The sequence below is a fragment of the Methylobacterium sp. Gmos1 genome (assembly GCF_053764715.1).
In genome coordinates, this window is the sequence record NZ_JBSNCC010000002.1 from 597,675 (window position 1) to 621,180 (window position 23,506).

The window sequence follows — 23,506 nt, forward strand, 5'->3', positions numbered from 1 at the left end:
AGAAAGTCTTGACCGGGACCCGGGCTTGCCACGATCCGGCCCCGGCCGCGCCGGATTGTCGGGCTCAAACGGAGACTTGAGATCCGAGGAGGGGACGTCCCGATGCAGCCCGTCCGTACCCTACGCGGCGACGAGAACGCCGCGCAGAGCCAATCGACCGTTGGCCAGTCGAACCTGAGTCAGTCGAACCTGGAGCGCTCCGTCGCGGCGGCGCTCCGCACCATCGCGGCGGTCCAGGCGGAGCGCAACGCTCCCCCGGTCCGCTCCGCCCGCCTGCGGCTCGCGACGGTCTACGGCGTCACCCGCCTCCAGAAGCGGCGGGAGCGCGAGGCGGGTTAGGGCATCGTCCGACGAAGCGGATACCGGTTCGTCGAAGGTATGCGGCAAAACAAGAGCTTGGGGAGCTTCACGATCGCAGCGCGATCGTGAAGCGCTCTAGCCGCGCGCCAGCTCCCAGCCCCGCTCGGCGAGCGCGATGCCGAGCGCGCCCTTCTGGCTCGCCTCGTCGCTCGACGCGTTGCCGGCCTGCGCGCGGGCGAGCACGCCCTCGAGGATCACCGCCAGGCGAAACAGCGCGAAGGCGACGTGGAACGGCGTGATGCCGTCGCTGCGCCCGGTGCGCTCGCAGTAGCGGCGCACGTACTCGTCCTGGGTGGGGATGCCGAGTGCGGGCAGGTCGCGCCCGAGCATGCCGCGATAGGCCGACGGGTCGGTGTTGTAGGCGATGCAGTTGTAGCCGAGATCGGCGAGCGGGTGGCCGAGGGTGGCAAGCTCCCAGTCGATGATGCCGATCACCCGCGGCTCGGTCTTGTGGAAGATCATATTGTCGAGGCGGAAGTCGCCGTGGACGATCCGGGTCTCGTCGCTGTCGGCCGGGATGTGGGCCGGCAGCCACTCCGCCAGCCGGTCGATCGCGGCGTTCTCGCGGGTCTTCGAGGCGACCCACTGCTTCGACCAGCGCTCGATCTGGCGCTGGAAGTAGTTGCCGGCGCGACCGAAATCGGCGAGCCCGATCGCCGAAGGCTCGACGAGGTGGAGGCGGGCGAGCGCCTCGTTCATCCCGTAATAGATCCCCGCCCGCTCCTCGCGCGGCAGTTCCGGCAGCAGCGGGTCCCAGAACACCCGGCCGTGCAGGCGCTCCATCAGGTAGAACGGGGTGCCGATGACGTCCGCATCGGCGCAGTAGGCCACCGCCTGCGGCACCGGCACGTCGGTGCGCGAGAGCGCCTGCAGCACCCGGAACTCCCGATCGACGGCGTGGGCCGACGGCAGGAGCTTGCCCGGCGGCTGCTTCCTCAGCACGTACTCGCCGGCCTCGGCCATCACCAGGAAGGTCGGGTTCGACTGCCCGCCGCGCATCTGGCGCAGCTCGCGCAGGCGACCCAGCCCCTGCCCGGCGAGGAACGCTTCCAGCGCCTCGGTCGGGAAGCGGTGCGCCTCGCGCACCGGGATGGTCTCGGGCAGGTCCGACGGGGATGGGGCGTTCATGCGACCTTCGCGGCCTCTCAAGCGGGCGTTTCCTGCCCGGACCATGCCCCAGCCGTCGCCCCGGGTCATTCATGCACCGCAGCAATTCGCCGGGACCCGTCGATAGCCCACTGATTTCGCCGCATTTTCCGGCAATCGGATGGGCGAGCGCGCGCCCCGCGCGCCCTGGAGCAGCGGCCGATCGACCGCTGCTCTAGGTCATTGATTCTGCCGCATTTTCTGAGATCGACCGGTATCCACTTCGTCGGAAAATGCTCTAGAGTGCCCGCATGATTCGCGCATCCGTCCTCGCCGCCCTCGGCCTGTCCCTCCTCGTCCTGCCCGCCGAAGCCCGGCAAAAGCCGAAGGCGGAGGCAGCGCCCCCGAGCCTCCAGGCGAGCCCCATCGGCACCTTCGGCGACTGGAACGTCTTCGCCGCCGGCGAGGGCAAGTCGCGCATCTGCTACGCCATCAGCCAGCCGCAGGTGCGGCTGCCGAAGAGCCTCAAGCGCGATCCGGCCTACCTCTTCGTCACCGTGCGCAAGGGCGAGAAGGTCAACAACGAGGTCGCGGTGATGCTGGGCTTCGCCCCGAAGCCCGGCAGCGGCCAGGCGACCACGACCGCCGCGGCGAACGGCGCGGTGCCGGCCCCGGCCTCCTCGGCCTCCGACCCGAGCCTCGCGATCGGCGCGGCCCGCTACGCGCTGGTGGTGAAGGGCGCCAACGCCTGGGTGCAGAACCCGGCCGACGAGAGCAAGGTCGTCGCTGAGATGAGCCGCGGCAAGAAGGTGATCGTCAAGGCCGTCTCGCAGCGCGGCAACGCCTCGACCGACGAGTACGCCCTCGACGGCTTCGGCGAGGCGATGAAGCGCACGCGGGACGAGTGCAAGTAGTGAAAAAATCACGTGAAGGATAGGGCGCGAGATCCCCTCTCCCGAGTCGGAGAGGGGTAGGGGTGAGGGTGGCTTGGGTTCAGAATGAAGCTCCAACCGTTGAGCTGCGCAGCTCGACAGTTCGAGCTTTATCCGTAAGCCGAGCCACCCTCACCCCCGGCCCCTCACCCACACGGGAGAGGGGAGGCCTCCGCCAATTTCTGCCAACGTATTTGCCCGCGGCGCTGGGTAGATTCGGCCCCCGCCCATCGCGTTTCGGCCCGAATACCCCTATATGCCGCGGTAATCCGCTTCCTTCGAAGGTCTGCAATATCATGGCGACGGCGTCGTTCGACACCGCCCGGCGCGGGACTGGCGCCGTTTCCGAGCAACCCCCGGCGATCGAGAAGACGCCCGAGGTCCGTCCCGAGGCGCTGGAGACCACCGGCCCGACCTCGCTGGTCGGCCTCACCCGCGAGGCGCTCAAAGGGCGGCTCGCCGCCATCGGCGTGCCCGAGCGCGAGCAGCGCATGCGCGCCGGCCAGCTCTGGCACTGGATCAACGTGCGGGGGGCCGCGTCCTTCGACGAGATGACCAATGTCAGCAAGGTGCTGAAAGGCCAGCTCGCCGGCATCCACACCCTCGACCGGCCCGAGGTGGTGAACGAGCAGGTGTCGCGCGACGGCACCCGCAAGTGGCTGATCCGCATGCCGCCGACCGGCCGGCACGACCACAATCGCGGCGCCGAGATCGAGTGCGTCTACATCCCGGCCAACGACCGCGGCACGCTCTGCGTCTCGTCGCAGGTCGGCTGCACGCTCACCTGCTCGTTCTGCCACACCGGCACGCAGCGCCTGGTGCGCAACCTCTCAGCCCAAGAAATCGTCTCGCAGCTGGTGGTGGCCCGCGACCGCCTCGGCGACTGGCCCGGCAAGACCCCGCCGAAGGGCGCCTTCGTGCCGGTCGACGGCTCGCGCTTCGTCTCGAACATCGTGTTCATGGGCATGGGCGAGCCGCTCTACAACGTCGACAACGTCATCGACGCGGTCGGGGTGATGAGCGACCACGAGGGCTTGGGCCTGTCGCGCCGGCGCATCACCGTCTCGACCTCCGGCGTGGTGCCGCAATTCGAGCGCCTCGGCCTCGAGGCCAACGCCATGCTGGCGATCTCGCTCCACGCCGTGCGCGACGACCTGCGCAACGAGCTGGTGCCGCTCAACCGCAAGTACCCGATCCGCGACCTGCTCCAGGCCTGCCGCGACTATCCGGGCGTGTCGAACGCGCGCCGCATCACCTTCGAGTACGTGATGCTGAAGGGCGTCAACGACTCCGACGCCGAGGCGCGGGAGCTGGTGCGCCTGCTCAAGGGCATCCCGGCCAAGATCAACCTGATCCCGTTCAACCCCTGGCCCGGCTCGAAATACGAGTGCTCGGACTGGGAGCGGATCGAGCGCTTCTCCGAGATCGTGTTCAATGCCGGCTACGCCTCGCCGGTGCGCACGCCCCGGGGCCGCGACATCCTGGCGGCCTGCGGCCAGCTCAAGAGCGAGACCGAGAAGCTGCGGGCGCGCGCCCGGCTGATGCTGGAAGAGGGCATCGGCGCCGAGGGCGTCTACGCCGCCGCGCACGACGACGACTGACCGGCCATGTCCCTCGGCCGCCTCCTCGCCGTCGCGACCGCGCTCCTGATGGCGGTCGCCTGCGGCGCCCTCGCCCTCGGGGTCGGCGTCGCCATGGACCCGGCCCTGCGCGACCTGCTGGGCGCCCTCGGCCTGTCGGGCCTCGAGGCCGTGCTGTCGGACCTCGCCGAGGGCTACGCGCCGGATCCCGGGATGATCGAGGGGGGGTTAAGCCTCGGGCGCGCCGTCCTGCTCCTCGTCGCGGTGCCGCCGGCCCTCAACGCGGTCGTCGGCGAGGTGCTGGGCTGGCGGTCCCTCGCCTGGTACGGCGGCGCTACCGGCCTCCTCACCGCGCTGCTGCCCTGGCTGATGCGCGGCGGCGCCGGACCGGCAGGGGTTGGGGAGGGGCGGGTGACGGCGATCCTGTTCTGCGCCGGCGGCATCGCCGGCCTGGTCTACTGGCTCGGTGCCGGGCGCTTCGCCGGCTGCGGGCCGGCGACGATGTGGGCGGCGCCGCGGCGATGAGCCGGCGCCCGCCCCGTCGGCGGGCTTTGCGTCAGTTATCTTACGCATCGCGGCAGTCATCAGCCCGTCGCGGCGGCGGAAGACCGGGGTGCCGAGCCGCTCCGTGAAAATCTTGTTCAGACTTGCGGGGCTAAGGTCGCGGTCTCTCCGGCGCCTTACCCAGAGACCGTCCCCGATGCCGCCGCCGCGCCGCCTCCTCGCCGTCATCGGGACAGTCCGGGCCTGGATCGCGCTCGGCGTGCTGGCTCCCCTCGGGATGCTGCTGGTCTCCGGCTTCATGCTCCACGAGATGCGGCAGGAGATGTGGTCCCGGCAGGAGGAGACGTCGCGCAACCTGCTTCAGGTCATCAAGGGCGACATCGTCCGCAACGTCGAGATCATGGACCTCGCCTTGCGGGGCATGATCGCCAAGATCGAGAACCCCCTCGTCGCCGCGGCGCCCGAAAGCCTGCGCCAGCTCTTGCTGTTCGACCGGGTCGTGACCGCCGACGGCCTGGGGATCCTGGTCCTGTTCGACGAGAACGGCTACGGCCTCCTCAACTCGCGCTACCCGACGGGCGCGGGCGGGAGCTTCGCCGACCGCGACTACTTCCAGGTCCATCGCCGGGACCCCGATGTCGGGCTCTACATCAGCAAGCCGTACCAGTCGCGGATGTCGGGCGCCTACACGGTCGCCTTCAGCCGGCGCGTCAACAAGCCGGACGGCTCGTTCGGCGGCGTCGCGGTCGGCACGCTGAAGCTGTCGCACTTCGCCGAGATGCTGGCCCGAATCGGCCTCGGGCCGAACGGCAGCATCAACCTGGTCCGGCGGGACGGCATCCGGCTCGTGCGCTTCCCCTACGACGTGCGCGACGTCGGCGCCGACGTCTCCGGCGTGCCGAACTTCCAGCGCATCGTCCACGAGCGCGACGGCAGCTTCGCCGCGCGGGCCGTCCGCGACGGCGTGCACCGGCTCTTCACCTTCACGCAGGTCGGCGACCTGCCGCTCGTCCTGTCGATCGGCCTGAGCACGGACGAGATCGAGGCCGGGTGGCGCGCCAAGGCGCTGATGATCGGCTCGAGCCTGCTGGCCCTGTTTTGCCTCGCGGTGCTGCTCGCGCTGCTGTGCGGGCGGGAATTGCGGCGGCGCGAGACGGTCGAGGCCGAGCTCGCCCGCCTGTCGATGACCGACGGGCTGACCGGGCTGCCGAACCGTCGCCGCTTCGACGAGGCCTTGGCGGTGGCCCTGGCGGCCTCCGCCCGCAGCGGCCAGGCCACCGCCCTGCTGATCGTCGACGCCGACCATTTCAAGTGCTTCAACGACCGCTACGGTCACGCGGTCGGCGACGAGATCCTGTGCGGGCTGGCGCGCTGCCTGTCGGACCGCACCCACCGCCCGCTCGACCTCGTCAGCCGGATCGGCGGCGAGGAATTCGGCGTGGTCCTGCCGGGCACCGACGCGGAGGGGGCGGCGCGGGTCGCCGAGCGCCTGCACGCGGCAGTGGCGACGCTCGCGGTGACCTCCGCCGCCCTCGGCCCCGGCGCCGTGACGGTGAGCATCGGCCTCGCGGAGGCCGTCGGCGGCACCCCGGCCGAGCTCTACCGGGCAGCCGACGCCGCGCTCTACGCAGCAAAGAGCGCGGGCCGCAACCGCACCTGCCGGGCCGAGGCACGGCCGGCCGCCGCCCATCTGCGCCTGGTCGCGGGGGCGGACGTCGCGGCGTCCTGACGGGTCAGCGGACGGTCAGCAGGATGCGGGCCGCGAAGGTGCCGAACAGCCCGGCGAACAGCCAGTCGATCCCCCGCATCAGCCGCGGCCGGGCCTGGAGCGCGCCGGTGACCCGGGCGGCGCCGAGCACCATCAGGATCCCGAGCGGCAGCGACAGGCCGACGAAGGCGAGGCCCAGGAAGGCGAGCTGGCCGGTCGGGTCGGGAGCGTCGGCGCGCACGAATTGCGGCAGGAAGGTGAGGAAGAACAGCACCACCTTGGGGTTGGTGAGGTTGACGCCGAGCCCGAGCCAGAAGGTGCGCCACAGCCCGCCCCGCACCGCCTCGGCCCGGACGTTGAGGGACGAGCCGCGGCGCAGCGCGTCGACCGCGAGCCAGGCGAGGTAGAGCGCGCCCACCACCTTCAGCACCGTGAAGGCGGTGGCCGAGGCGGCGATCAGGGCCGAGATGCCGAGCACGGCGGCGAGGGTGTGGATCAGGGTGCCGAGGCTCGTGCCCAGCACCGTCACGATCCCGGCCCGCCGCCCCGACCCGATGGTGCGAGCGAGCGTCAGGCTCATGTCGGGCCCGGGCGTGACGAACAGCACCAGGCAGGCGGCGAGGTAGGCGAGCAGCGTCGGGATGTCGGGCAGGAAGCTCATCGGGCGGGTTCCGCGGGGGCTCGATCCGGTCTGTACCCGCTCGTGGGAGCGGTGCAAGTCGGGAGTGCCGAGGGCCGCTCCTCCGGCGGCCCTCGCAAGCCACTCCCCTTTCCCGGACGACTGGAGCGTCAGCGGAAGGAGATCCGGGATCCAGGAGAGACGTGCCGCGAAGCGGCTCTGAATGTTGCGCCGTTGCAGGCACAAGGACGCTTCGCGACTTTTCACGCTGGATCCCGGATCTCCTTTCACTTCGTTCCAGTCGTCCGGGAAAGGGCGGGGGGCTCATGAGAACGGTCGATCAGTTCGGCGCCAAGTCTCGCGGGACCCCGAAACGCGAAGCGCCCGCCCGGGGGTGCCGGGCGGGCGCGAGCGGGGACGCCGGGTGATCGGGCGTCGTCGTCAGAAGGTGATGCCGCCCTCGATCATGTAGCGGTCCTGAGACGTGCGGTTGCCGGTGCGGCCGAAGCCGGTGCCGAGCGTGCCGAAGGCGAGGTCGCCGCGGGTGATGTCGTAGAGCTGGACCCGCGAGTACTCGCCGCGGACGAAGAAGCGGTCGAAGGTGAAGGTCGGGGTGACGGTGAAGGACAGGGCCGAGCTGCCCGCGCCGTAGAGCAGGCTGGTGCCGCCCGAGAACCGGTCGCCGGTCTGGGTGATGTACTCGACGCGGCCGGCCAGGGCGAAGTTGTCGGTGAAGGAGTAGGCCGCCAGGACCGCGCCGCCATAGGTCGAGGCGCCCTCGACGATGCCGATCCGGTTGTCGCGCGCGACGTTCGTGTACTGGAAGTAGGGCGTGATCGTCCACGGCCCGTTCGAGTAGGTGTAGTTGACCGACAGGATGCCGCTGTTCTGCTGGAACAGCGGGGTCGCGTAGGAGTAGCGCAGGCTGCGCGACAGCACGTCGGTGCGGTCGAGGTTGACGCCGCCGTTGATGCCGAAGGTGTTGTTGTCGTCGAGCTTGTAGGTGACGGCGCCGGTCAGCCAGCTGATGTTGCCGGAGAAGAACCCGTCGGTGCCCGCCACCGAGGCCGACCACGGGCCGTCGCTGTAGTTCACCTGCACGCCGTGGTTGATGATGTTCTCCTGGTTGAACAGGAGGCCGCGCGAGATGTTCAGGTTCTGGAAGGTGAACGGCGCCTCGGTGCCGATCAGGGTCGGCATCCGGCCGCCCTGGATCGACCACTGGTCGTTGAACACGTACTTGCCGAAGGCGACCGGCAGGGGCGTGAACAGCAGGTCGGTCTGGTCGAGGGCGCTGTAGTTGAGGAAGCCGAGGGCCGGGATCGCGTAGGCGCCGGCCTGGACGTAGAACTGGAACGGGCCGTCGGCCTTCTGGATCCAGCCCTGGATGTTGGTGAAGTCGACCCGGGCCGCCCGGTCGCTCGGCAGCGGCGCGGCCGAGAACGGGAACGGATTGGTCTGGGTGTAGGCGTAGCCGGTGAGCGCGCCGCCGACATAGATGTCGCCGAAGCCGCCGAGGGTGAAGCAGGACGGGTTCGGGTTCGGCTTGATCACGCCGCCATAGGCCGGCAGCGACAGGGTCGCCTTGCAGTGCTCGACTACGACCGCCGGCGCCGGGGCCGGGACTGCCAGGTCGGCGGCCAGGGCGGACCCGGTCGACAGCAGGGCGACGGTCAGGCTGCTGAGGGTGAAGCGCATTGCCACGGTCGATAAGTCCATCTGGGGCCAGGGCTGGCCGGGTCCAACTGCGGCCAAGCTGGCAGTGTGGCGGCACGGTGGCAAAACCTTTTGTTGGGCGTTTGCTCAAAAAATGGGCAATCTAGGCTCTGTTGCGCAGGTGTATCCGCTGCCGTGTCTTTCGCGCAACGCGGGTGGATAGGGAGCGGATACTTGGACGCCGTACGAATGACGCTGCCGCGGGGCGCCTCTCCGCTGGGGCACCTGCGTACAGGCCGTGCCCGGTGCATGATTCGGCGGCCCCCGTCGCGCCCCGCGGAAGGGATAGGGCTGTCTCGCATCACGCCGCGACCGGTCGAAGAACCGCGCGGCGGGAGCGGGAGACCTCACGCCTCCTCGGCCAGCATCCGCCGCAGCCAGTCGATGAAGGCGGCGGCCGCCGGCGAGAGCGGCCGGTCCGCCGCCGGCACGGCCGCGAAGCCGCCGGCGAAGCGGTGCAGGCCGCACGGCGCGACGAGGCGCCCCGCCGCGAGTTCGTCGCGCACCAGCATCTGCTCCACCAGGGCGATCCCGAGCCCCGACAGGGCGGCCTCGATGCACAGGCCGTTATGCGGGAAGGCGCTGTCGCGCTCCGCCGTGATCCGCATGCCCGTCGCCGCCTCCCAGGCCGGCCAGGAATGCGGGGTGTATTCGTGCACGATCCGGGTTTCGGCGGCGAGCCGCCCGTCCTCGCGCCGGATCGGGTAGCCGGGCGCGCAGACCACCCCGAAGGCGACGTCCCCGAGGCGGATCGCCCGCGCCTCGTCGCGGAGCGGGCGGGCGAGCCGGTCCCAGCTCAGCACCAGGTCGGCGCCGTCGTCGCGGACCTCCCGGGCCGAGGTCATCGAGAGGCGCACCTGCACCGTCGGCCGCTCGCGGTAGAAGCCCGACAGGCGCGGCACCAGCCAGCGCATCGCGAAGGTCGCCCCGCAAGCGAGGTGGACGTTGGCGCCGCGCCCGGCATCGCGCAGCCGCGCGAATCCCCGCTCGAGGTCGTCGAGCACCCCCGCCACCACGCCCCGGAACACCTCGCCGGCGGGGGTGAGCCGCAGGCCCGTGCCGGCCTTCTCGAACAGGGCGGTGCCGGCCTGCTCCTGCAACGCCCGCACCTGGCGCGACACCGCGCCGTGGGTGCGCCCGAGCTCGCCCGCCGCCTTCGTCACCGAGCCGAGGCGCGCCGCGGCCTCGAAGGCGCGCAGCGAGGAGAGCGGCGGCAGCTGGCGCATGGCGGAGCCTTGTGAGTTTCGCTCACGGAGCGGATGGAAGAACTCAATATACGGGAGCGCCCGTCCCGGGTAGCTCTGCGGTGCCAGAGCGAGAAGGAGACCTGCCGTGGCCGCCACCGTCATCCCGTTCCCGATGCACCGCGTCGTCGGCGCCCCGCGGAGCCTGATCGTGAGCCGCGCGCACGAACCGCAGATGTCCGGCGTGGCGATCCTGCGAGGCTGGTTCCGGCGCTGGAGCGCCCGCCGCAGCCTCGCCCGCGGCCTGCCGTTCATGACCGACGAGACCCTGGCCGATGTCGGCCTCACCCGGGCGGAGGCGCACGCCGAGGCGCAACGCCCGTTCTGGCGGGCCGGCCTGCACGATGTCGCCTGATCGACGCGATGTCGCCCGAGCACGGCGCGGCCCGATGCCTTGCGCCCGCCGCCGGTTGACCGGTCGCGGGGCCGCTGCCAGCCTGCTCCCCGCCGGGGCCGCGAAGATGCCCCGCCGGGAGGATACCTCGTGACCCACCGCGTCCGCGCCGCCATCCTGCACCACGCCCCCGTCGGGCGGCCCTACGCCGAGAGCCGGCCGCTGCGCATCGAGACGATCGATCTCGATCCGCCGGGGCCGGACGAGGTGCTGGTGAAGATCGCCGGCGCCGGCCTGTGCCACTCCGACCTCTCGGTCATCAACGGCGACCGGGTCCGCCCAGTGCCGGTGGCGCTCGGGCACGAGGCCTCGGGGGTCGTCGAGGAACTGGGACCCGGCGTCACCGACCTGAAGCGCGGCGACCACGTGGTGATGTCGTTCGTGCCGACCTGCGGCGGCTGCGCGCCCTGCCGCGAGGGGCGCGGCGCCCTGTGCGAGCCCGGCAACGCCGCGAATGCCCGCGGCACGCTGCTGTCGGGAGAGAAGCGCATCCGCTGCGACGGGGTCGAGGTGAGCCATCACAGCGGCGTCTCGGCCTTCGGCGAGTACGCGGTGATCTCGCGCCGCTCGATCGTGAAGATCGATCCCGAGGTGCCGCTCGTCGAGGCGGCTTTGTTCGGCTGCGCGGTGATGACCGGCGTCGGCGCGGTGGTGAACACCTGTCAGGTGCGGATGGGCCAGAGCGTCGCGGTGGTGGGACTGGGCGGCGTCGGCCTCTCGGCGCTGATCGGCGCGGTGGCCGCCGGCGCCGGCCGGATCGTCGCGGTCGACCTGTCCGAGGACAAGCTCCGGGTCGCCCGTGAGCTCGGCGCCACCGACGCGTTCCTCGCCTCCGATCCGGACGCGGTCGCGGCGATCCGCGACGCCACCGACGGCGGCGTCGACTACGCCCTGGAGATGGCCGGCTCGGTCAAGGCCTTCGACACCGCCTACCGGATCACCCGCCGCGGCGGCACCACGGCGACCGCCGGCCTCGCCAACCCGAACGACAGCTTCACCCTGCCGCCGGTCGGCCTCGTCGGCGAGGAGCGGGTGGTGCGTGGCAGCTACATGGGCTCCTGCGTCCCGGCCCGGGACATCCCGCGCTACATCGCGATGTACCGCCAGGGCCGCCTGCCGGTGAACAAGCTGATGACCGGCACGCTCACCCTCGACCAGATCAACGAGGGCTTCGACCGGCTCGACCGCGGCGAGGCGATTCGGCAAGTGATCGCTATGTAGGGGATCGCGATATAGGGGAGCGATAAGAGCCCGGCAGGCTCCGGCCGTCGAGCGTCAGTCGTGCGGTGATCCGGTTGCCCGGGCTTCGCGACGTCATGGTCGATCCGGGCGTGTCGGATGGAGCACGCCCCCGGTCTTTCTTGCGCGGATCTCCCCCCTCGACCACCTGGGCCGCCGGGCTAGAGCCGCGCTGCTCTTGCCCGGCGCGCGCACCCATGCATCGATGGGCGGATGCAATGCGGGGCCGCGCGGCCGGCCCGAGGGATCTTCTGGTCAAGGACGTGCCATGGGGCTGTTTCAGGATGCCTTCTCCCGGGTCGGCCGGGTCGTCATGTCCTATGCCGGCGACACCGCCTTCCTCCATGCCGCCTGCTCGGCGGCCGCCACCGTGATCCTGGCCGACCAGGAGATCGACGAGCAGGAGATCGAGACGGCGCTGTCCGACCTCAGCAACAACCCGATCCTGCACAAGTCCTACGGCGTGCTGAAGCTCGAGCAGGAGCTGCACGAGGCGATCGCCCGGGCGAAGAGCCGGGCCGGGCGGGTCGAGAACCTGCGCCTCGTCTCGGCCATCGCCGACCGGCCGCTGGAGCAGCGCCAGGACGTCTTCCTGATCGCCGCCGACGTCGCCGACCAGGGCGGCATCAGCGAACTGGAGCACAAGGCGCTCGCCGAGATCGCCGAGGTGCTCAGCGTCGAGAAGGCGGTCCTGCTCGGCGCGTGAGGGCCTGACACGGGCCAGGATCGCCATATCTCCTCCCCGACCCGCAGGGTGGGGAGTGTGTCGCAATGGATGTCGGATTTCTCGGGCTCGGCCGGATGGGCCGGCCGATGGCGCTCAACCTGGTCAAGGCCGGCCACCGGGTCCGGGTGTGGAACCGCTCGCCCCAGGCGGCGGAGGCGTTGCGCGCCCACGGCGCCGAGCCGGTGGCGACCCCCGCCGAGGCGTTCCGGGGCGACGCCGCGGTGACGATGCTGGCCGACGACGCCGCTTTGCGCGCCGTCATCGTCGAGGGGGGCCTGCTCGACCAGGCCGAGAAGCCGGGCCTGCATCTCGGCACCAGCACCATCTCGGTCGCGCTGGCCGAGGAGCTGGCGGCGGTGCACGGCCGCGCCGGCGTGGCTTACGTCTCCGCCCCGGTCTTCGGCCGGCCCGACGTGGCCGACGCGGGCAAGCTCAACATCCTGGCGGCCGGTCCGGAGGACGCGATCACCCGCGCGCAGCCTCTCCTCGACGCGATGGGGGCGAAGACCTGGCGCTTCGGCGAGGCGCCGGCCCGGGCCAACGCGGTCAAGCTCGCCGGCAACATGATGATCGTCGCGGCGATCGAGGCGATGGGCGAGGCCGCGGCGCTCGGCGAGGCGTACGGGGTCGCGGCGTCCGACCTCCTCGACCTCCTGACGAACACGATCTTCGCCGCGCCGGTCTACAAGAACTACGGCGCCTCGATCGCCGCCGCCCGCTACGAGCCCCCGGGCTTCGGGCTCTCGCTCGGCGCCAAGGACGTGCGCCTGGCGCTGGCCGCCGCGGAAGCCGCCCGGGTGCCGATGCCCCTCGCCAGCGTCCTGCGCGACGGCCTGCTCGACGCACTCGCGCATGGCGACGGGGAGAAGGACCTGGCGGCGTTGGCGACGGTGTCGATGCGGCGGGCGGGCCGGGGGTAGGGACGAACCGGCCTTCAGGTCGGCATCTCTTCCGCGTCATCCTGGGCGCGGCGCAGCCGAGAACCCGGGATGACGCGGGCGTGAGATCCATGGGTCGCAGCTCTCAGACCGCCCCCGGATCGTTCTCCAGCAGGATCGGCTCCCCGTGCGGCGTCGCCGCCGCCGCCCGCGCGAAGGCGGCGCGGCGCGCCTCCAGGGCCGCCGCGCTGGTCAGGCCGCGCTCGGCGAGCAGCGCCTCGATCGTCTCGAGCCACAGCGCGTAATCCGCCACCCGGTCGCCGGCCCGGCCGAGAGCTGTCGCCCACTCGCCCCAGGTGAACAGGCCGGCATCGTGCAGCGAGACCACCAGCGCGAAGGTCTGCGCCTCCCAGGGGGCAGCGAAGATCGGGGGCTCGGGCGGGCGGCCCGTGTGAGGAAGGCTCATGCGCCGCGCCTCGCCGGTTCGAGGTAGCTCTCGAAGGCGTTGACCGAGACGGCAAGCCCCGGATCCGCGTCCTCGCCCCACAGCTCGATCCCTGAGAAGCGCACGGTGTAGAGCCATTGCGGCGCCTCGCCGGCGAAGGCGGCGTTGGAATCGGGGAAGACGAAGCCGCCATGGACCCGCTCGACCGTGCCGGTGCGCCCGCGGACGTAGCGCGGCAGGCGGGTATGGCCGGCCGGGTGGATCACCTTGGCCCGCACCTCGTCGCCGGGGGCGAAGCGGGCGGGCGTCGCCACCGGGCGGTCGCTCGGGAAGCCGCGGGAGAACAGCGGCGCGACCTCCTCGGCCTTCAGTACCCGGGCGACCGGGGCGGGCGGGGCGAGCGCGGCGCCGGCCGCGAGCTCGCCGGCCTCGACGAGGCCGTGCTGCTGGACCTGGCGCTCCAGGGCGCGGAACCAGATCCGGTAGTAGCTGGAGGTCAGGTACTCGCCCGGCGGCAGCGATTCGCGGGCGGCGCGGCTGGCGTCGAGGTTCCAGGTGCCGGTCGCCCCCATCGCCATCGCCATCGCGAAGACCCGCCGCTCCCAGGGAGCGTGGAACCAGGGCTCGTCCGCCTCCAGGCCCAGCGGGCCGAAGCCCTGCATGCCGCCGAGATCCTGTCCGCCGTTCATGCGCGCACCACCTGGTCGGGGCTCAAGGGGAGCCCGGTGCCGATCATCGCATCGCGGGTGACGAGGTCGGCGAGCGCCGCCTCGTCGAGGTGCTCGGACCCGGGGGGCCGCATCGGCAGCACCATGTAGCGCAGCTCCGCGGTCGAATCCCACACCCGGATCCGCGTCTCGGGCGGCAGGCTCGTGCCGAACTCGGCGAGCACGCCGCGCGGGTCGATGACGGCGCGGGAGCGGTAGGGCGGCGACTTGTACCAGACCGGCGGCAGGCCGAGCACCGGCCAGGGATAGCAGGAGCACAGGGTGCAGACGACGAGGTTGTGCTCGTCGGGCGTGTTCTCGACCACCACCATGTGCTCGCCGCCGCGCCCGCCGACGTCGAGCTCGCGCATCGCCGCGCTGCCGTCCCGCAGGAGCCGCGCCTTGAAGGCCGGATCGACCCAGGCCCGCGCCACCACCCGGGCGCCGTTATGCGGCCCGACCCGGGTCTCGTAGGTCTCGATCAGCACGTCGAGGGCGGCCGGATCGACGTAGCCCTTCTCGACCAGGATCGATTCGAGGGCCCGCACCCGCAGGTCCATCGGCGACAGCTCGCTGCCGTGCGGATGGTCGTGGTCGTGATGATGGTCGTGGTGATCGTGGTCGTGATGATGCTGGTCGTGGTCTTGCGCCATGCCGGGCCTCCCTAGGCGTCGAGGATACGCCCCCAGGATCCGCCCCGCCACCGTCACGGACGCACGGCCGGGGTCTCCACCGGCAGGTTTGCGGCGCGCTGCATCAGGTAGAGGGTGAGCGCCACCGCCTCTGCCGAGCCGGACACGAGCGGCTCGGCCCGCATGCCAGTGAGGCAGTTGCGCAGGCGCCGCTCCAGCGAGCCGAGATCCTGCCATTCGAGCCGGTAGAGCGGGTAGCCGTTCGGGTGCCCCTGCGGGATCGTGCTCGCGCCGAGGCGCCGGCCCCACTGCGCGTCGTGGCAGGCGGCGCAGGAGAAGCCGAGCTGGCCCATCGGCGTCTCGAACAGCGCCCGCCCCTCGGCCCGGGCCGGCGCGAGGCGGGGATCGTCCGGCGGTGCCAGCGGCAGCCCGCGGGAGAGGTGGCCGAGATAGGCAGTCATCGCCAGGAGGTCGCGGCCCTCCCGCGGCAGCGGCGTCGCGGCCTGGTGGCGGGTGCGGCAGAGGTTGATCCGGCCCTCGAGATCGACGGGCCGGCCCGTGCCCTCGTCCCAGGCCGGGTAGCGGGCGGCGACGCCGCGCATCGCGGAATCCGTATGGCAGCCGGCGCAAGGGCGGGCCCCGGGGGAGGGCGCCCGGGCGAAGAGGTCCGCCCCGTCCTGGACCCAGAGCATGCCCGGATTGGCGGTGTCGTCGGCCTGCATCGCCCGGGTCTCGGGCGCCATCTGGTCGAAGCCGGAGCGGCGCTCGGCCGGCGGAACGCCTTGCGCCGCGGCGGTGCCAAGGAGCAGGGCCGCCGCGAGGGCGAGGCCGGTGAGCGTGCGATGGCCCGGTGCGCGCATGCCGGGGGCGTTCCTCGTGGCCAGTGGTGCGAGTGGCCGGAGATTATACGGCAGGCTGCACGCCTGCACGCCGCACCGATCCTGAAGACCCGCCGTCAGATCGGCCGCACCTCGCCCGGACGCAGCTTCAGCCGGGCCGCGAGCCGGTCCGAGAGGGTGCCGCTCAGCTCCACCGCCGCCTCCGGCGCCACCGCCTGCACGGCCGCCACGGCGGCGAGCGGGTCAGTCGCCATGGCGACGTAGACCCGCAGGCCCGGGGCGGCGGACCCGGTATCGGGGGCCGAGACGGCGACCGTGAAGGCGGTTTGTTTCGGCTTCTTGGCTGGCATCAGGTCCTATCGCATGCGGAGGGGCGCTTGTCTCCGCCCGGGCCGGCGCCGCCCACACGCGATCACGCTGCGGCAGCGTCCTCGCCGAACCGTGACTTGCGCTGCCGGGTTTTCGCCCCGATCTCCGCTGCGAGACATCGCCGTCCGGGACCTGTCCTCCGGGACGCCGCCTTCGAGGGACGAACCATGCTGATCAAGGTCAAGCGCGGCTGGGAGATGCCCGAGCGCCTCGCCACGCCCGAATCGATCTTCCTCAACCGCCGGGCGCTCCTCGGCGGCAGCCTCGGGATGGCGGCGGCCTCCCTCGCCGGCGGGCCGGCGCTCGCCGCATTGCCCGGCGAGGGGACCGGCGCGACGAAGACCGCCGACCTCTATCCCGCCAAGCAGAACCCGGCCTACACCCTCGACCGCCCGGTGACGGCGGAGCGCTACAGCGCCGACTACAACAATTTCTACGAGTACGGCACCAACAAGACCGTCACCCCGGGCTCCAACGCCCTGAAAGTCCAGCCCTGGACGATCAAGGTCGACGGCCTCGTCGAGAAGCCGTTCGAGATCGGCTTCGAGGACCTGGTGCGCAAGATGGCGCTGGAGGAGCGGCTCTACCGCCACCGCTGCGTCGAGGCGTGGTCGATGGCGGTGCCCTGGACCGGCTTCCCGCTCTCGGCGCTGGTGGCGCTCGCCAAGCCCACCGGCGACGCCAAGTACATCCAGATGCAGACCTTCATGGACAAGGCGATGGCGCCGGGCCAACGCGCCTTCTTCTACCCTTGGCCCTACACCGAGGGCCTGACGATGGCCGAGGCCAACAACGAGCTCGCCTTCATGGTGACCGGCGTCTACGGCAAGCCGCTCATCAACCAGTTCGGTGCGCCCCTGCGGCTCGCCGTGCCGTGGAAGTACGGCTTCAAGTCGGTGAAGTCGATCAACCGCATCACCTTCACGGCGGAGCGGCCCAAGACCTTCTGGGAGGGTTTGCAGGCCTCGGAATACGGGTTCTGGGCCAACGTGAACCCAGCGGTGCCGCATCCGCGCTGGAGCCAGGCGAGCGAGCGGGTGCTGGGCACCGACGAGCGGGTGCCGACGCTGATCTACAACGGCTACGGCGCCCAGGTCGCCGAGCTGTACAAGGGGCTCGAGAAGGAGCGCCTGTTCGCCTGACGGGCCGGGCCGGCGCATCGACCGATGCGCCGGCCCGCGTCTTTTTACGCCGTCCCGTCGCCCTGGAGGTAGCCCGAGCGGCGGCTGTCGGGCATCTGGAGCGAGACCAGGAACGCCACGGCGCACATCGCCGTCACGTACCAGTAGAACGTGGTCTCGTAGCCGGCCTCCTTGAAGGTCAGGGCCACGAACTCGGCCGAGCCGCCGAAGATCGCGTTGGCGATGGCGTAGGACAGGCCGACGCCGAGCGCCCGCACCTCGGCCGGGAACATCTCGGCCTTCACCAGCCCGCTGATCGAGGTGTAGAACGAGACGCACATCAGCGCCGCGGTGATCAGCAGGTAGGCGACGATCGGGGTCTTGGCGTCGGCGATCGCGTGCAGCAGCGGCACCGTCAGCAGCGTGGTCGAGGCCCCGAACAGCAGCATCGCGGTCTTGCGGCCGAACTTGTCGGCGAAGATGCCGAAGAACGGCTGCGCCACCATGTAGGTGAACAGCACCGCCGTCATCACCAGGTTGGCGGTCTTCTTGTCCATGTGGGTGGTGTTCACCAGGTACTTCTGCATGTACGTGGTGAAGGTGTAGAAGATCAGCGAGCCGCCGGCGGTGTAGCCGAGCACGGTGATGAAGGCGCGGCGGTGGTTGCGCCAGATCGACGCCATGCTGCCGGCCTCGCGCGAGGTGCGGGTCTCGGCGGTCGAGGTCTCGTGCAGCGAGCGCCGCAGGTAGAGCGCGACCACGGCCGCGGCGGCACCGATGAAGAACGGGATGCGCCAGCCCCAGGCGGTCATCGCCTTGTCGTCGAGGGTCAGCGTCACCAGCACCACGACGAGCGAAGCGAGCAGCTGGCCGCCGATGAGCGTGACGTACTGGAACGAGCCGTAGAAGCCGCGCTTCCCCTTCAGCGCCACCTCGCTCATGTAGGTCGCCGAGGTGCCGTACTCGCCGCCGACCGAGAGGCCCTGCGCCATGCGGGCGAGCAGCAGCAGGATCGGCGCGAAGATGCCGATCTGGCCGTAGGTCGGCAGGATCGCGATGACGAGCGAGCCGGCGCACATCATCATCACGGAGATCAGCATCGAGGTCTTGCGGCCGTACCGGTCGGCGACGCGGCCGAACAGCCAGCCGCCGATCGGCCGCATCAGGAAGCCGATCGCGAACACCGCCGCGGTGTTGATGAGCTGCACCGTCGGGTCGGAGCCCGGGAAGAACACGTCCTTGAAGTAGATCGCCGTGAAGGCGTAGGCGTAGAAATCGTACCACTCGACGAGGTTGCCCGACGAGGAGCCGATGATGGCCTTGATGCGGGCCTTGTTGTCGTAGGCCGCGATGGTCGGGTCTTGCGAGGCGAGGTGGTCGGCGGCGGCGGGCCGCGCGGCCCCGGGCCGGCTCTGGGCGGTGGTTGTCATCGCGGGGTCTGTCTCCTCCCGGGGATGGGCGATGGCGGGGCGACCGGACCCTCGGGGCCGGGCGCCGCGCACGGACTAAGCAGACTTGCGTTGGCAGACCAACGCTTCGTCCGCTTAGGTTCTTGTTTTGCCGCAGATTTTAGCGCCGAACCGGCAGCCACTTCGGCGAAATCTGCTTAGGAGAATGCACGGCCGGGGTACAGCCCCGCACCGCACCATTCCGGCATTTTCTTGCCGCACGGGGCGAGTGTCCCAAGGATATCTGCCTGACGCAAGGGTCTGCGGTAAGAATCAGTCGCCCGGAGAGACGTCCGGAGTGGTTCAGGGAAACCGTCCGGACCAGGACGGACGCCGTGCTGCAACGCGGCAATCTTGCGAAGACTTGATCAGGGCCCGGCCGAGCAGGTCTCCCGGGGTTTGGCGCCGGCGGTCCCGGTCTCGGTGGCGACGCGCTCGGCCAGGGCCGCCACCGCGGCGTCGAGATGGGGCCCGAGGCGCTCGCGCGGGGGCGAGATCTCGTCGCCGACCTGCACCCAGCGGGCGCCGGTCCATTCCTGCACGGTGAGCGGGCGCCGCCCGCTGTGGTCGGCGCAGGACAGCCGCAGGCGGCGGGCGAAGCCGACGAGGCCGAGCTCCTTCCAGCGCACCGGATCGAGGTTGATCGCCTCCAGCCCGCGGCGCATCGCGGCCCCGTCGACCTCCCGCGTGCCGGCGAGCGCCTTCGCGTTGCGGATGCCCTCGGCCAGGATCACCCCGGCATAGACGCCGCGGTTGTAGAGCGGGCCGGGATTCTCCTCCTTGGGCGTGCGCGACAGCCCGGCATCGATCACCAGGAGGTCGATCTGGTCGAAGGCCGGGAAGCTGTCGCCGGGCGCGTGCCAGGTCACGGTGCGAAGGCCCTTGGCGGTGAGGTCGCGGGCGCCGGCGGCCGGCCGCAGCAGGTCGTCCTCGCCGGTCCAGCCCACCGTGACCATGCGGTTGAGCGGCAGGCCCGCGGCCGCCGCGTCGCGCAGCGGGGTGCCGGCGAGGCCGGCGGTGGCATCGAGGATCACGTAGTCGGGATCCGCGGCGCGGACGGCACGCCAGGGCGATACGCCCTCTTCGGCGTTCTCCGGCAGGGCGTAGGCGCGAAAGGCGAGGCCCGCCTCGGCGGCCAGCGCCCGCAGCACCGGCTCCGGCTCGCGGCCGGCCGGGCTGTCGCGGTGGACATAGGCCAGGCTGCGGCCCTCCGGGCTGCCCTCGCTGCCGCCCTGCGCCAGATGCGCGAGCGCCGCGCTCAGCGAATCCCAGACCGTGGCCGGCGGCGCGAAGGCCCAGGGCAGCACGTCGCCCCTCGCCATGGCGGCCGGGCCGTAGCCGGCGGCGACGAGGGGCATCCGGTCGCCGGCGAGGCGCGGCAGCAGCGCGAGCGCCGCGTCGGCGCTGCCGGGCACCAGCGCGATGCTGCCGCGGGCGACCGCGGCCTCGTAGCAGGCCTGGACCCGCGCGGCCTCGCCCCCGGTCTCGCATTCCTCGACCGCGAGCGGGCTGCCGGCGACGCCGCCGTCGCGCCGGCCGAGCATGGCGAGATAGTCGGAGAGCCCGTTCGCCAGGGAGGTTCCGGCGGCGGCCATCGGGCCGGTGCGCTCGGTCAGCACCGTCAGCGGCAGGGCGTCGGCGGCAGCGGCCGGGCCGGCCAGGAGGGCGAGCGCGAGGAGGGCGGCGATGGCGGCGGGGCGGGGCGACATGGCCGTGTCCTGGAACGGGCGTGAACCGGGCCCGAGCCTACGCCCCCGGACGCCGGCGCGATAGGTCAGGATTCGAGCACGCGGGCGGCCGGGAACAGCACCTCGACCAGCGTGCCCTCGCCCGGGCGGCTGGAGATCCGCAAGGAGGCGCGGTTGGCCTCGACCAGGGCCTTGGTCAGCGGCAGGCCGAGGCCGGTGCCGCCGCCGCGGCGCTGCGCGGTGGCGATCTGGCGGAACGGCTGGAGCGCCGTCTCGATCTCCTCCGGGCTCATGCCGATGCCGGTGTCGCGGACCCGGAGCGCCACGCCGCCGCGGTCGGTCGTCGCCGTCGAGACGATCACCTGCCCGCCCGCATCGGTGAACTTGATCGCGTTCGAGATCACGTTGAGGGCGGCCTGGCGTAAGGAGCGCTGGTCGGCCAGCACCGCCGGCAGGCCGGGAGAGAAGCTCGTGCGCATCACCACCCGCTGCCTCGCGGCCTGGGGCTGCATCAGGGCGACCGAGGCCGCCACGAGGTCGTTGAGGGGCACGCCCGCGAAGGCGAGGTCGAGGTGGCCCGCCTCGATCTTGGCGAGGTCGAGGAGATCGTTGACCAGGCTGACGACGTGCTCGCCGGAGGCCCGGATGTCGCGCAGGTAGTCGCGGTAGCGGTCGCTGCCGACGGGGCCGAACTGCTCCTCCAGCATCACCTCGGCAAAGCCGATGATCGCGTTGAGCGGGGTGCGGACCTCGTGGCTGATCGTGGCGAGAAAGTCGGATTTCTGGGCGCTGGCGCGCTCGGCCTCGCGCCGGGCGCGCACGAGTTCGGCCTCGGTGCGGCGGGAGGCCGAGACGTCGCGCAGCACCGCGGCGACGCGCCGGGGCGGTCCGCTCGCCACCGGCGCCAGGGTGAGGATGAGGGGCACGGCGCCGTCGGGCCCGCGTGCCGTCACCTCGTCGCCGGTCGTCGCGGTGGCGCCCGCGCTCGCCCGCAGCAGGGCGGCCTGGGCCGCCGGGCGGCTCTCGGGGGAGAAGAGGCCGATGAGCGGCGTGCCCGCGACCTCGCGGGGATCGGCGCCGAGGAGGTCGCGCGCGCCCTGGTTCATCCCGACGATGCGGCCCTCCTCGTCGAGCACCACCACCCCGTCGGTGACCGCGTCGAGGATCGCCGTCGTCTCGCGCAGGTTCGCGTCGCGGTGGGCGAGGTGCACCTCGGCGGCGGCCAGCGACTGGGCCGGATCGGCGTCGGGCAGGCGCCGGATGGTGAGCAGGCTCGCCGGCGCGCCGTCCCACTCGATGACGCCGACGGTGACGCCGACCGGCACGCTGCCGCCGCCCCGGGTGGCGAGCGCGACCGGCGCGCCCTCCCCGGGGCCGGGGGAGGCGGAGGGGTCGCGGCCGCGAAAGATCACCCCCGGGCCGCCGGCCGCCGCCAGGGCCTCGGGGCTGTCGTAGCCCGACAGGGCCAGGAGCTGGCGGTTGGCGAGCAACACCTCGTCGCCGCGATGGACCAGGAGCCCGACCGGCAGCCGCTCGACGAGGCGGGCGAGCGCCACCTCGGCGCCGCGCTCGGGCAGCCGGGCCAGCGCCTGCGCCCCCCGGAACGGCGTCACGGCACCGCGGGCCGGTGTCGTGTGCGGCGCCGGGGACGGCGCGGGCGCCGCGCCTTCCGGATCGCCGGCAAAGCGCGCGCCGAGCGCCCGGGCGATCTCCCGGAACGCGGCGTGCTCGTTGAGCGAGAGGGCGGCGGCGGGCGGCTCCTCCGCCGGGGTCTCGGTGGCTTGGGGCGGCTCCTGCGCGGCGGCGGGCGCGGGCGGCGCGTCCTCGCGCGGGGATTCCGAGGGTGGCGCGGCAGGTGGCGCGGGCTGGGACGCATGCACGGGCGGGGAAGCCGCCGCGTCGGGTGCGTCCGTCGGCGGAAGCCCCGGACCGGGCGGCTTGGCGCCGAAGCCCCAGCTCATCCCGAGATGCGCGAAGGGCGCGGTCATCAGGCCGGCGAGCTCCCCCATGGTCGCCCCGGCGAGGGCGACGAAGTCGGGCGCGTCCGGGGCCGGGCCGGGAGGCGGGGCCTCCGGCGGCGCGGCGGCCGGCTCGCCGGTCGGCAGGCGCCCGATGGCGATCACCGCCGCGGCGCGCTCGCGCAGGGACGGGCGGAGCGGCTTCGGCTCGGCCGCCTCCGGCCGGTCGGCGGCCGGGACGATCCGCTCCGGATGGACGACCCCGAAGCCGCTGAAGCCCGCGAAGGCGCGGCCGGCGCCGAGGCGGGGCGCCCCGGAGAGGTCGACCAGGACGGCGTCCCGGGTCCCGGCGATGCGCCAGCGCACCGGGACGGCCCGGAAGGTTTTTCGCTGCGCCAGGGCCTCGACCAGGACCGGCTCGGCCTCGACCGGGCCGGCGAGGAGCTCGTCCCAGCTCCGGCCGACCGGCGAGGCGCCGACGGTCTCGGGCAGGCGCCCCGTCACCTCGACGAGGCTGCCGCGAGCGTCGCTGCGCCACAGGAAGCGCAGGCCGGGGCCGGGCGCGGGCCGGGGGGCGGGCTCCGGCGGCACGGGGGCAGGGACGGAGGCGGGCTCGAGCGCCGTGTCCGCGGCGACCGGGACCGCCGCGGCACGGCGCGGGCGTCGCGCGGGCAGGGGATCGAGGATCGCGACGGCGAGCCCGGGCTCGCCGTCCGGCAGGGCGGCGGGCAGGCAGGCGCAGAGCAGGGGCGGGGCGAGCCGCCCGGCCAGCCGCAGGCGCTCGAGTCGCGGCTGCGCCGTCCCGACCGGCAGGGCCAGGGAGCCGCGCAGCTGTGCCGGAAGGGCGAGGGACGGATTGATCCGCCCGTCCGGGTCGGCGATCGTCTCGCGCAGGGCGGCGGCGGCCGGGGAGGCATGGAGCAGCTGCGTGGCCGTCCGGTCGAGGAGCAGGAACGCGCGATCGGCACCGGCGATCCGCTGCCCGAAGGCCGGAACGGCCCGCAGGGCCTCGATCGTCGTCTCGAAGAGCACGTCCCGACCCACTGCCTCTCCCCACGCCACGCACCGGACCCGACGACCGATATCCCCCGACCGGCCCCGTGCGAGAACCAAACCCGCCCTGCCTGCTTTAAACCAACTGGCCCCTTCTCGCACCGGCACGAAATGCGCAGTCGCTGCGTTATCGTGCCGTCAACCTTAACGCCGCTCGAAAAGGTGGCATTTCGCCCAAAGCATGCTATTGTGCAGTGCACAAACGTGCCGGGCCCCAAAAGTGCCGTGCCCGCAGCGTGTCGCGCCGGGGGCCGCGCCG

General features: G+C 72.3%; 22 protein-coding genes. 10 read left to right on the plus strand and 12 right to left on the minus strand.

The window, feature by feature from the left end:
• Positions 1-102: 102 nt before the first annotated feature.
• On the plus strand, positions 103-339 hold the full coding sequence (locus ACS5PV_RS05965) for a hypothetical protein (RefSeq protein ID WP_455394414.1): 237 nt from the start codon (positions 103-105) through the stop codon (positions 337-339).
• Between the two features lie 96 nt (positions 340-435).
• On the opposite strand, the gene ACS5PV_RS05970 is transcribed toward ACS5PV_RS05965, so the two are convergent.
• Positions 436-1,488: a phosphotransferase gene (locus ACS5PV_RS05970; protein WP_455394415.1), complete on the minus strand. Its 1,053-nt coding sequence runs from the start codon at positions 1,486-1,488 to the stop codon at positions 436-438.
• A gap of 269 nt (positions 1,489-1,757) precedes the next feature.
• On the opposite strand from ACS5PV_RS05970, the gene ACS5PV_RS05975 reads away from it, so the two are divergent.
• The 4 genes from ACS5PV_RS05975 (at position 1,758) to ACS5PV_RS05990 (ending at position 6,191) form a co-directional block, all read left to right on the plus strand.
• Positions 1,758-2,360, plus strand: coding sequence for a hypothetical protein (locus ACS5PV_RS05975; protein WP_455394416.1), 603 nt, complete (start codon positions 1,758-1,760; stop codon positions 2,358-2,360).
• 314 nt (positions 2,361-2,674) lie between these two features.
• A complete protein-coding gene (gene rlmN / locus ACS5PV_RS05980) occupies positions 2,675-3,979 on the plus strand; it encodes a 23S rRNA (adenine(2503)-C(2))-methyltransferase RlmN (protein ID WP_455394417.1) in 1,305 nt (434 codons plus the stop codon).
• 6 nt (positions 3,980-3,985) lie between these two features.
• A complete protein-coding gene (locus ACS5PV_RS05985) occupies positions 3,986-4,483 on the plus strand; it encodes a hypothetical protein (RefSeq protein WP_455394418.1) in 498 nt (165 codons plus the stop codon).
• A 175-nt stretch (positions 4,484-4,658) separates the two neighbouring features.
• Positions 4,659-6,191 carry a sensor domain-containing diguanylate cyclase gene (locus tag ACS5PV_RS05990; protein WP_455394419.1) on the plus strand — a complete coding sequence of 511 codons (1,533 nt, stop codon included), beginning with the start codon at positions 4,659-4,661 and terminating at the stop codon, positions 6,189-6,191.
• A gap of 4 nt (positions 6,192-6,195) precedes the next feature.
• Here ACS5PV_RS05990 and ACS5PV_RS05995 read toward each other — a convergent pair whose 3' ends face one another.
• From ACS5PV_RS05995 to ACS5PV_RS06005, 3 genes are all read right to left on the minus strand, one after another.
• Positions 6,196-6,831, minus strand: a complete 636-nt coding sequence (locus tag ACS5PV_RS05995) for a LysE family translocator (protein ID WP_455394420.1) — start codon at positions 6,829-6,831, stop codon at positions 6,196-6,198.
• A gap of 399 nt (positions 6,832-7,230) precedes the next feature.
• The gene (locus ACS5PV_RS06000) at positions 7,231-8,487 is read right to left on the minus strand and encodes a porin (RefSeq protein WP_455394421.1); all 1,257 of its coding nucleotides are present in this window, start codon (positions 8,485-8,487) and stop codon (positions 7,231-7,233) included.
• A 365-nt stretch (positions 8,488-8,852) separates the two neighbouring features.
• Positions 8,853-9,731 carry a LysR substrate-binding domain-containing protein gene (locus ACS5PV_RS06005; protein WP_455394422.1) on the minus strand — a complete coding sequence of 293 codons (879 nt, stop codon included), beginning with the start codon at positions 9,729-9,731 and terminating at the stop codon, positions 8,853-8,855.
• 106 nt (positions 9,732-9,837) lie between these two features.
• On the opposite strand from ACS5PV_RS06005, the gene ACS5PV_RS06010 reads away from it, so the two are divergent.
• From ACS5PV_RS06010 to ACS5PV_RS06025, 4 genes are all read left to right on the plus strand, one after another.
• Complete coding sequence (locus ACS5PV_RS06010; RefSeq protein WP_455394423.1) at positions 9,838-10,104, plus strand: DUF1127 domain-containing protein; 267 nt, start codon at positions 9,838-9,840, stop codon at positions 10,102-10,104.
• 129 nt (positions 10,105-10,233) lie between these two features.
• Positions 10,234-11,364: a zinc-dependent alcohol dehydrogenase family protein gene (locus ACS5PV_RS06015; protein ID WP_455394424.1), complete on the plus strand. Its 1,131-nt coding sequence runs from the start codon at positions 10,234-10,236 to the stop codon at positions 11,362-11,364.
• Positions 11,365-11,650: 286 nt separating this feature from the next.
• Positions 11,651-12,088 carry a tellurite resistance TerB family protein gene (locus tag ACS5PV_RS06020; RefSeq protein ID WP_455394425.1) on the plus strand — a complete coding sequence of 146 codons (438 nt, stop codon included), beginning with the start codon at positions 11,651-11,653 and terminating at the stop codon, positions 12,086-12,088.
• A 65-nt stretch (positions 12,089-12,153) separates the two neighbouring features.
• A complete protein-coding gene (locus ACS5PV_RS06025; protein WP_455394426.1) occupies positions 12,154-13,029 on the plus strand; it encodes an NAD(P)-dependent oxidoreductase in 876 nt (291 codons plus the stop codon).
• 103 nt (positions 13,030-13,132) lie between these two features.
• Here ACS5PV_RS06025 and ACS5PV_RS06030 read toward each other — a convergent pair whose 3' ends face one another.
• The 5 genes from ACS5PV_RS06030 to ACS5PV_RS06050 form a co-directional block, all read right to left on the minus strand.
• Positions 13,133-13,453 carry a nitrile hydratase accessory protein gene (locus ACS5PV_RS06030; RefSeq protein WP_455394427.1) on the minus strand — a complete coding sequence of 107 codons (321 nt, stop codon included), beginning with the start codon at positions 13,451-13,453 and terminating at the stop codon, positions 13,133-13,135.
• Positions 13,450-14,121 (minus strand): nitrile hydratase subunit beta, encoded by a 672-nt coding sequence (nthB, locus tag ACS5PV_RS06035; RefSeq protein WP_455394428.1) that lies wholly within the window; start codon positions 14,119-14,121, stop codon positions 13,450-13,452. The genes ACS5PV_RS06030 and nthB overlap by 4 nt, the downstream gene beginning before the upstream one ends.
• Positions 14,118-14,792 carry a nitrile hydratase subunit alpha gene (gene nthA / locus ACS5PV_RS06040; protein WP_455394429.1) on the minus strand — a complete coding sequence of 225 codons (675 nt, stop codon included), beginning with the start codon at positions 14,790-14,792 and terminating at the stop codon, positions 14,118-14,120. The genes nthB and nthA overlap by 4 nt, the downstream gene beginning before the upstream one ends.
• A gap of 53 nt (positions 14,793-14,845) precedes the next feature.
• Positions 14,846-15,631, minus strand: a complete 786-nt coding sequence (gene soxA, locus ACS5PV_RS06045) for a sulfur oxidation c-type cytochrome SoxA (protein ID WP_455394430.1) — start codon at positions 15,629-15,631, stop codon at positions 14,846-14,848.
• 95 nt (positions 15,632-15,726) lie between these two features.
• Complete coding sequence (locus tag ACS5PV_RS06050) at positions 15,727-15,960, minus strand: hypothetical protein (RefSeq protein ID WP_455394431.1); 234 nt, start codon at positions 15,958-15,960, stop codon at positions 15,727-15,729.
• A gap of 186 nt (positions 15,961-16,146) precedes the next feature.
• Here ACS5PV_RS06050 and msrP point away from each other — a divergent pair, with 186 nt between their 5' ends.
• Positions 16,147-17,121 carry a protein-methionine-sulfoxide reductase catalytic subunit MsrP gene (gene msrP / locus ACS5PV_RS06055; RefSeq protein WP_455394432.1) on the plus strand — a complete coding sequence of 325 codons (975 nt, stop codon included), beginning with the start codon at positions 16,147-16,149 and terminating at the stop codon, positions 17,119-17,121.
• A 44-nt stretch (positions 17,122-17,165) separates the two neighbouring features.
• On the opposite strand, the gene ACS5PV_RS06060 is transcribed toward msrP, so the two are convergent.
• The 3 genes from ACS5PV_RS06060 to ACS5PV_RS06070 all read right to left on the minus strand — a co-directional run bounded on the left by ACS5PV_RS06060 (position 17,166) and on the right by ACS5PV_RS06070 (position 23,238).
• A complete protein-coding gene (locus ACS5PV_RS06060; protein WP_455394433.1) occupies positions 17,166-18,530 on the minus strand; it encodes an MFS family transporter in 1,365 nt (454 codons plus the stop codon).
• Positions 18,531-18,916: 386 nt separating this feature from the next.
• The gene (locus ACS5PV_RS06065; protein WP_455394434.1) at positions 18,917-20,257 is read right to left on the minus strand and encodes an ABC transporter substrate-binding protein; all 1,341 of its coding nucleotides are present in this window, start codon (positions 20,255-20,257) and stop codon (positions 18,917-18,919) included.
• Positions 20,258-20,322: 65 nt separating this feature from the next.
• Positions 20,323-23,238: an ATP-binding protein gene (locus ACS5PV_RS06070; protein ID WP_455394435.1), complete on the minus strand. Its 2,916-nt coding sequence runs from the start codon at positions 23,236-23,238 to the stop codon at positions 20,323-20,325.
• Positions 23,239-23,506 lie beyond the last annotated feature (268 nt).